Source organism: Microcystis sp. M109S1, assembly GCF_020247025.1.
GTDB lineage: Bacteria > Cyanobacteriota > Cyanobacteriia > Cyanobacteriales > Microcystaceae > Microcystis.
This window is the reverse complement of the sequence record NZ_JADBRW010000447.1, coordinates 1-8,437: the sequence shown is the minus strand read 5'-3', so window position 1 is coordinate 8,437 and position 8,437 is coordinate 1. Positions and strand designations below refer to the sequence as shown.

9 protein-coding genes are annotated in these 8,437 nt (G+C 43.8%); 6 read left to right on the top strand and 3 right to left on the bottom strand.

The window, feature by feature from the left end; translation table 11 throughout:
• Positions 1-2: 2 nt before the first annotated feature.
• The gene (locus IM322_RS21965; protein ID WP_008198193.1) at positions 3-209 is read right to left on the bottom strand and encodes a type II toxin-antitoxin system HicB family antitoxin; all 207 of its coding nucleotides are present in this window, start codon (positions 207-209) and stop codon (positions 3-5) included.
• 133 nt (positions 210-342) lie between these two features.
• Complete coding sequence (locus IM322_RS21960) at positions 343-651, bottom strand: hypothetical protein (RefSeq protein ID WP_287674672.1); 309 nt, start codon at positions 649-651, stop codon at positions 343-345.
• Between the two features lie 6 nt (positions 652-657).
• Here IM322_RS21960 and IM322_RS21955 point away from each other — a divergent pair, with 6 nt between their 5' ends.
• From IM322_RS21955 to IM322_RS21935, 5 genes are all read left to right on the top strand, one after another.
• Positions 658-2,568: a heavy metal translocating P-type ATPase gene (locus IM322_RS21955; RefSeq protein WP_287674671.1), complete on the top strand. Its 1,911-nt coding sequence runs from the start codon at positions 658-660 to the stop codon at positions 2,566-2,568.
• Between the two features lie 20 nt (positions 2,569-2,588).
• The gene (hisS, locus tag IM322_RS21950) at positions 2,589-3,869 is read left to right on the top strand and encodes a histidine--tRNA ligase (RefSeq protein ID WP_287674669.1); all 1,281 of its coding nucleotides are present in this window, start codon (positions 2,589-2,591) and stop codon (positions 3,867-3,869) included.
• Between the two features lie 41 nt (positions 3,870-3,910).
• Positions 3,911-4,561, top strand: a complete 651-nt coding sequence (locus IM322_RS21945) for a hypothetical protein (protein WP_287674667.1) — start codon at positions 3,911-3,913, stop codon at positions 4,559-4,561.
• Between the two features lie 116 nt (positions 4,562-4,677).
• Entirely contained in the window at positions 4,678-4,977 is a 300-nt protein-coding gene (locus IM322_RS21940) for a type II toxin-antitoxin system RelE/ParE family toxin (protein ID WP_287674665.1), read from the top strand.
• Positions 4,978-4,992: 15 nt separating this feature from the next.
• A complete protein-coding gene (locus IM322_RS21935) occupies positions 4,993-5,322 on the top strand; it encodes a HigA family addiction module antitoxin (RefSeq protein WP_287674663.1) in 330 nt (109 codons plus the stop codon).
• A 75-nt stretch (positions 5,323-5,397) separates the two neighbouring features.
• Here the strand turns inward: IM322_RS21935 and murJ are convergent, their stop codons facing one another.
• On the bottom strand, positions 5,398-7,029 hold the full coding sequence (gene murJ, locus IM322_RS21930) for a murein biosynthesis integral membrane protein MurJ (RefSeq protein WP_287674674.1): 1,632 nt from the start codon (positions 7,027-7,029) through the stop codon (positions 5,398-5,400).
• Positions 7,030-7,273: 244 nt separating this feature from the next.
• Here murJ and IM322_RS21925 point away from each other — a divergent pair, with 244 nt between their 5' ends.
• Positions 7,274-8,239 (top strand): COG2958 family protein, encoded by a 966-nt coding sequence (locus IM322_RS21925; RefSeq protein ID WP_287674661.1) that lies wholly within the window; start codon positions 7,274-7,276, stop codon positions 8,237-8,239.
• Positions 8,240-8,437: the final 198 nt, after the last annotated feature.

Below are 8,437 nucleotides of genomic sequence, written 5' to 3'. Positions count from 1 at the left end.
GATTAGGCCATTACCTCTACTTGACAAGTTTCAATCGTGAGCGGTAGTCCACGTTCTGCACGAACTTCAAGGCAAGCGATAATCGCATCTCTGATATTTTCCAGAGCTTCTGCTCTCGTTTGACCTTGGCTGACACAACCCGGAATACTGGGGCATTCTACAACCCAAACCCCATCCTCGTCACGGTCAAGTGTTACAGTCAACTTCATAACTTCTCACCATAATCTCCCAGCTTATATTTTACCTATTAGGGTCTAAGTTGGTTAAGTAGCGATCGCTAATTCTTGCTAAACAGCATATAGAATAAGGGTTTTGAAGAAAAGCGTCAAGAAGATAAGGAAATTATATCGCTGCTGGGGAAAGTCGTCCCTCTACCGGTTCAAATTCGTCCTCTAATAGCCAATTTTCCGCTTCCTCGTAACTCGCACCGGTGAATATCACCTGATAACCCTCAGAGGGATCGTAAACGCGATAGTTTTCTGAAGATTCAGCCAGTAAAAGCAAGATATAGGGAGGAGATAGCAGCGGATCGCTCCAAACCTCGGCAAAATTCCAATTATTATCGGCTAAGTTGGCTGCAGGGGATAACGTCATAGGGGTTTTCTGCATCGAGCCAATGTTTTCTAGAATGGGGAGAGAATTAATTGCCATCGCTCCATGATTCAGAGTATTTCGTCCTCTTGGTTGTCTGAGTATTCCTCGGCAGTTGCCGCGGGAATTTGCGCTATTTTAGTCTTTTTTGGTTGGTTATGCCTACACTTTAATCTGATCGGCCCGGCTTTTATCCTACTAGCGATCGCCTATGTGGTGGGAGGATACGAGAGTACCCAAGCAGGATTGACGACTTTATGCGAGGAAAAAGAACTGGATGTGGACCTCTTAATGATTGTAGCGGCCTTGGGGGCGGCGATTTTGGGACTCTGGGACAGTAATTACTATCTCATCATCGATGGAGCCGTTTTAATCCTGATTTTCGCCATTAGTGGTGCATTAGAACAGATTGCCATGGCGAAAACCGATCGCAATATTCGTTCTCTCATGGCTATGACTCCCGATACTGCCAGATTAATCACGGGAGACAGGGAAAAAGAGGTTCCTATCAAGCAATTACGGATCGGTGATACAGTTTTGGTCAAACCGGGTGAATTAATCCCCATTGACGGCATTATTATGGAGGGAAACAGTCCCATCAATCAAGCGCCAATTACCGGGGAATCGCTTCCCGTGGATAAAACCATCGGGGAAGAAGTCTTTGCGGGAACTCTCAACGGTGCGGGAGTGCTACGTTTAAAGGTGGAAACTCCCCCCGAAAGTCGCTTAATTGAGAGGGTGATTCGTTTGGTAGAAAAAGCGCAAAATGAATCCCCTCCCTCCCAACAGTTTATCGAAGGTTTCGAGCGGGGTTATGCGAAAATTATCGTGATTTTGGGCTTAATTTTCGGGATTTTACCGCCTTTTTTCTGGGGTTGGACCTGGGAAACCACGATCTATCGGGCCTTAATTTTTCTCGTGGTGGCTTCTCCCTGTGCTTTAATGGCCTCAATTATGCCAGCTTTGTTATCGGGTATCGCTAACGGGGCAAAACAGGGGATTTTATTCAAAAATGGCGCAAGATTGGAGATGATCGGCCGCCTACGAGCGATCGCTTTTGATAAAACCGGCACTCTCACTCTTGGTAAGTTGCAAGTGGTGGAAATTATCCCCATCCATGCAGTTAGCGAAAATGAGGTGTTAGCGGTGGCTGCATCCCTAGAATCCTGTTCCGAACATCCCATCGGAGCCGCTATTACCGCCACAGCAAGGGAACGTGGTATAAATTTCTTCAGTGCTAATCAGGTACAAGCGGTATCGGGACGGGGTATCACGGGAAAAATTGCCGATAAGTCGGTATCTGTGGGCAATTTTGCCTATATTCGTGACCATATTTCCGATCTTGACCAGAATATCTTAGCTATCCGCGAACGTTTACAAAAAGAAGGTAAAACCCTCGTCTGGGTAGTACAAGAGAATCAGATTATCGGTGCGATCGCTGTGGCCGATACCCTTCGTGACTCGGCAGTTAATCTGGTGGAGAAACTAAAAAAGAGCGGTATCGAACATATCGTTTTAATTACGGGTGATAATCAACAAAGTGCCGATAAAGTCGCTAAAAAACTCGGCATTGAGGAAGTTTACGCTGATTTACTGCCCGAAGATAAGTTAACCGTCATCCAAAATCTGCAAGAAAAATATCACACTGTCGCTATGGTGGGGGATGGCATTAATGACGCACCCGCTTTAGCTATGGCTAATGTGGGGATTGCCATGGGAAAAGCTGGTAGTGATGTCGCTTTGGAAACAGCCGATATTATCCTCATGTCCGATAATTTAGCCAAAATTCCCAGTGCTATTAACCTCGGTCGTCGTGCCAATCGCATTGTTAAACAGAATATCACTTTCGCCCTCGCATTTATCGGCATATTGCTAATAGCCAATTTTGCCGGTGATATAACTTTACCTCTTGGTGTCATCGGTCATGAAGGATCGACGGTATTAGTGACTCTAAGCGGTTTAAGATTGTTGAAATAGGGATAAAAATAACGAGAACTATGGGTGAAATACAGGCAATCCGAGGCACAAAAGATATTTTACCGGCGGAGGTCGGTTACTGGCAGTGGTTAGAGGAAACCACTAGCAGAATTTTAGGGACTGCGCTGTATCAAGAGATACGAACTCCCATTTTTGAACAGACGCAACTTTTTGAACGGGGTATCGGGGAAGCGACGGACGTGGTAGGTAAAGAAATGTACACTTTCTTTGATCGCGGTCAACGTTCCCTGACTTTGCGACCAGAAGGAACAGCTGGGGTCGTTCGCGCCTACATTGAACACAAATTACAGGCTGCAGGAGGAGTACAAAGACTCTGGTATAAGGGGCCGATGTTTCGTTATGAACGTCCGCAAGCGGGTAGGCAGCGACAGTTTCATCAAATCGGGGTCGAATTATTGGGAAGTGATGACCCTAGGGCGGATGTGGAAGTAATTACCCTTGCCAGCGAGATATTAAAAGCTGTGGGGCTAGAAAACCTAAAATTAGACCTTAATTCCCTGGGAAATGCCCAAGATAGGCAAAATTATCGTCAGGCCTTGCTAGATTATTTGACTCCCTACAAAGCTGATTTAGACGCAGATTCTCAAGAGAGATTAGAAAAAAATCCCCTGCGAATTTTAGACAGTAAGGACGAGAAAACCAAGATTATCTGTGAGAATGCACCCAGTATTCTTGAACATCTCGGCAGGGATTCTCAAAAGCATTTTGAACGGGTACAATCTTTACTAACTGATTTGGGAGTTATCTATAATCTTAATCCCTGTTTAGTGCGAGGATTGGACTATTACACCCATACGGCCTTTGAAATTCAGTCCGATGATTTAGGCTCTCAAGCGACGGTTTGCGGTGGTGGTCGTTATGATGGTTTAATAGCTCAATTAGGTGGTCTAGACACACCAGCAGTGGGTTGGGCGATCGGTTTAGAACGTCTGATTATATTATTACAACAAAAGCAATCTTTATCTTTTTTGGTTCCCGATTTTTATCTCGTCTCCAAAGGAGAAAAAGCTGAGGAGCGCAGTGTGGTATTAGCACAGGAATTACGCAGATTGGGGTTTAGCGTCGAGTTGGACTTAAGCGGCAGCGCTTTCGGGAAACAATTTAAACGGGCCGATCGAGCTAAGGCCGTGGGCTGTATAATTTTGGGGGATGCTGAGGCTGAAAATGGCACGGTACAACTGAAATGGATGGCCACCCAAGAACAAATTAGTCTAACCCAAGCGGATTTATTGACACAAGCAAGGGAATTAAAAGCACAAATCTCTCGGCACAAATCCTAAGTTTTAGCGTCAAGGCCAAACATTAGGACTAGGCTAAGATTATGGAATTTATACTGCAAAAACAAGGGGAGAATCACGGACACACAATTTCTACTAATTCCCTAGAAATTGTCTCGGGAAACTATCGTCTCTTGGCCCGTCTGGATTCTCCTTTTGCCCATATTGAAGTGCGTATCGATTACGAATCTCCCGAAAGTAGTGAAAGATATACTCATTATTATCGATCGGATGCCGGGGGTTGGCTGGAAATTTTTTCCTATCGAGATTTAGGAATAGGTAGCTGGAAAATTCGCTGTTACGGGGATATTCTGGCAGAATTAGGGGGGCAAGGTTGGCAAGAAACGTTAACTTTAATTGTTACTCCTGTTAAGATCAATTATCTGGCTCAATTAGAACAGTTAATTAAAACCGAAATTGAACCTTTATTAGCACAAGAATCCTCTCCGGAGATGGTAAAATTAGAATTTGCCGATTTAACCAATAATTCCGCCTTTGTTTTTGATTTATGCCTACCAGAGGAAACAATGATAGCTAGAGAAGGGGTAACTCTAGAACTGCCGGAACCTGCTAATATGAAAAAGAGCCTTCAAAGTTTATCTAATCGCAATTCTGCACCCCTACCTCCGAAAATATCTGGTGCTAATTCTCGCCGAAAATCACCGCAACTGCCCCCAATTCCTAAAAATAAATAGCGTTTGCTGAAAAAGTTTCTTGCTGGGGTTAGGAGTCGGTCGGGAAAGTCAGAACAAGGAAACTGGCATTTCCGATATAACAATGTCTAACATGACAAACGTGCTACCGTGTTATTATGATCCTCTCGTTCAGGAATAGAGCTACTGAAGATATTTTCAACGGTGAGGATACAAAAAAAGCACGGAAAGTCTGCCCTAGGAATTTATGGAACGTGGCCCGGCGAAAACTCGATTTAGTCGATTCGGCGACCTCCCTAGATGACCTCCGCATTCCACCTAATAATCGTTTAGAGGTTTTAGTCGATGATCGGCAAGGTCAGTATAGTATCCGAATCAATGATCAGTACCGGATCTGTTTTATCTGGACTGTAAACGGGGCAAAAATGGTTGAAATCGTTGATTATCATTCCAGTTAAAAAAGGAGTATAAGCATGGTTCGCATACCTACCCATAGAAGACCCACCCATCCGGGCCAGATGCTGAAAGAGGAATTTTTGCGGCCGATGGGCATCACACAACGTCAACTTGCCGATGCAATCGGAGTTCCCTACCGGCAAATTAACGAAATCGTCAACGGTCGTCGGGGGATTACCCCTAGCACCGCTTTAAGACTAGCTAAATACTTGCAAGTCTCTCCTGATTTTTGGTTAAATCTTCAAATCCGATTGGATTTGTTTGACATTAAACAAAAAGAGAGCGAGCAAATTGAAAAAATTCTTCCGTCCCCTACAACAGTAATTACGAGCGAGGGAGGGAGTTAATCAGACTCTTAAAAACTGATTTGGTGTTAGCTAGGGTTTAACCTTTCTTTAATCTAGTGAGGCAGCAACTTAAACCTAAGATTTTTTCAAGAACTTCTGACGAACTCGCGAGATTAATAGGTCTAATTCCGGTAACTTCAATAACATCGCACCGAGGATGAATAAACCCACCGCTACGGTCGAAGCAAAACCTAACTGTAATAATTGTAGGAAAATATTACCAGCACCAAAAACCTTTTCCCAACTCCAACTAGCACCCCAACTAGCAACACCAGAAAGCATTGTAATTACCGTTAATCCCAACAAGGATAAACCCCATTCTCCTAGAGGTAAACCCCCTAAACGACGATTTAAAATCACCGTAAAAATGCCCATAGAAAGGATATTAACCCCCACGGTGGCTAAAACAATCCCCGGGGTACCAAAAGGTTTATACAAGAGGAAATCCAGCACACCATTAAGAAAAATATTTACCATACTCACCTTAAAGGGAGTGTCGCCATCCCCCAAAGCATAGAACACTCGTACTAAGACATCGCGGCCGAGATAGAAAAACATCCCGAAACCGTAGGCCATTAATACGGGAACCACCTGTTCCGAGGCAGCCAGATTAAAGGCACCCCGTTGATAGATAACTCGCACTACCGGGAAAGCGAGGGCGATAAAGATAGCGGTGAAGGGCAACATGGTTAAAGCCGTCAATAATAAACCCTGACGGATTCTTTGCTTCAATTCTCCCCAATTTTCCGGTTCCGTCAGTCGAGAAAATATCGGCATAAACGGCACGAGAATCATGTTAGACATGATGCCCAAGGGCGTGAGAACGATAAAACTGGCGTAACGCATAGAAGCGGCGGCATTTTCGATAAAAGAAGCGAAAAAGAGGTCAGTATAAACGTTAATATGCAACATTCCCGAAGATAAGGTCGCCGGAATCATCACCCGCAACACCTCCGACACCCCCGGAATCCGCCAATCCCAACGAAATGTTAATTTTCCTAAACCTGACTTGACTTGTGCGCCCACTTGTGCTAACCATTGCCAGAGCGCCCCGACGAGAGTACCGCCGGCGAGGACAAAACCCCCCAGTTGAATATATTGCGGATTATCAATGCGATCGCCAAGCAACCAGGCCAGCAAACCCACCCCGAAAATCACCGCCACACTGGAAAAAAGCGGACTGAGACTCGGTAGCCAGTATTGATCCGCCGCGTTGAGAGTACCGAAACCGATGCCGATTAAACCAGCTAAAACCGCCATGGGGGCCATAATTTGCAGTTGTTGAATGGCCATGCCACGGGTGGCGGCATCTAAACCGGGAGCGAGAACATCGATAAAAATATTGGCAAAAACGATTAAAAAGACGGTGACAGCTAATAAAATGGCACTGACTAGGGTGGTGACAGTCTCCACAATCGGCGCGGACTCGGATTTATCTCTTTTGGCCAAAACACTGACCAAAGCGCTGTGAAAGGGGCCGTTAATACCACCGAGGAGAATTAACAGGAAACCGGGGATAACGTAGGCAAAAGCGTAGGCGTTCACCACCGGCCCGACACCGTAGGCAGCGGCGATTACCTGTTCGCGGACTAAACCAAAAACCTTACTGATTAAGGTGGCAACGGCGACAATTCCGGCAATACCGGCTAAGGAACGAGTAGCTTTCTTAGTAATGACGACACCTCGAAAGAAAACAACTGCATTGATTGATTCTACCCGTTTCTGTGTTCCCGTAGAAAAGCGATCGCACTTATATTTAAAAGGGTGAAAGGTATAGGGGACGCACCCTACAAGATTGCGATCCCACAATTAATTATAATCATCCCTAATGGAATAGTTTGTCGGGTTTCTACAAGAGCGGCGATCGGACTACAGAAAAAGCGATCATCTGATAGAATATCATAGAGGAAATATTGTTACTTAGTCATTATCTTATTATTGATCTCGATTAATGTCTAAATTATCTCAAGTTCAAAAGATAGCTGAATTTTTAAAGCAGCATCCAGGAGAAAAATTTAATGCAAGACAAATTGCAGAAGCGATTGTTGCCAAGTATCCCGAAGACTATCAGGAAAAGCGAAATAATGAAAGATTTCCCAGCGATAGGGCTTTTATTTCTCAGGTTGTCGCTGAAATTGGCTCAAATAAGGATAGTATTATCAAGAAAGATCCCCATATTTGCTGGCAGGATAAACCTCGTCCAAGAATTTACTGGTATGATAATGAAAAATTGATTGATCAAGATTCTTCCTACTTTACTGTCTCTCAAAATAACAACGAAGATAGTGAGTTAGAAGAAGAAATTTTTGTCCAATCTCTTCCGTACACAAAAGTTTTATCAGAACTAGAGCTTTATCCCTTTTTAATTGATTTTCTCAAAATAGAATACAAGCTTTATTGTCAAAGAATTGATGATAAACGCTCTAAGAATCAACGGGGAGCAGGCGGAAATCAATGGTTACATCCTGATATTGTGGCAATGCAGGCAATTGATAAGGAATGGCATGAGTTGGTCAGAACTTGCGTTCAAGAAGGAGAAGGAAGAAGAGTGAGGCTCTGGTCTTTTGAGGTTAAAAAGGAACTGAATAGCTCTAATATTAGAAGTAGCTTTTTTCAAGCAGTTAGTAATTCTAGTTGGGCTAATGAAGGATATTTAGTCACAACTTCTATAACTGATAATATTGAACAAGAACTGCGTATGTTGTCTGCACTTCATGGAATTGGAGTCATTATTCTAGATACGGAAAACCCTTCGGAAAGTGAGATATTTTTACCAGCAAAATCTAGGGCAGAAATTGACTGGCAATCAGTGAATCGTATTGTGGTTGAAAATGATGATTTTAAAGATTATATTGAGCTAGTTTCAACTTATTACCAAACTGGAAGAATTAGAAGTCGGGATTGGAATAAAATTTGATAGATTTTCATAATCCCCGACCTTGGTGATTAAAACCCTTAACCGTTTGTTTAGATAGCAGGGTAATCGCATGTTGATAGAGTTCTCAAATTCCGAGGAGTTAGGTCTAAAATTCGATGGGCAACTCAGGCTTTGACCTGCACAAGGCGACCGAATCTCTGGTTTTGCCAGTCATTATGGCCTAACAAACCCCGAACT

Coding starts and splice junctions, on each gene's coding strand:
- IM322_RS21925 (WP_287674661.1), top strand. CDS start 7,274: ATGTCTAAATTATCTCAAGTTCAAAAGATAGCTGAATTTTTAAAGCAG.
- hisS (WP_287674669.1), top strand. CDS start 2,589: ATGGGTGAAATACAGGCAATCCGAGGCACAAAAGATATTTTACCGGCG.
- IM322_RS21955 (WP_287674671.1), top strand. CDS start 658: ATGATTCAGAGTATTTCGTCCTCTTGGTTGTCTGAGTATTCCTCGGCA.
- IM322_RS21965 (WP_008198193.1), bottom strand. CDS start 209: ATGAAGTTGACTGTAACACTTGACCGTGACGAGGATGGGGTTTGGGTT.
- IM322_RS21945 (WP_287674667.1), top strand. CDS start 3,911: ATGGAATTTATACTGCAAAAACAAGGGGAGAATCACGGACACACAATT.
- IM322_RS21940 (WP_287674665.1), top strand. CDS start 4,678: ATGATCCTCTCGTTCAGGAATAGAGCTACTGAAGATATTTTCAACGGT.
- IM322_RS21960 (WP_287674672.1), bottom strand. CDS start 651: ATGGCAATTAATTCTCTCCCCATTCTAGAAAACATTGGCTCGATGCAG.
- IM322_RS21935 (WP_287674663.1), top strand. CDS start 4,993: ATGGTTCGCATACCTACCCATAGAAGACCCACCCATCCGGGCCAGATG.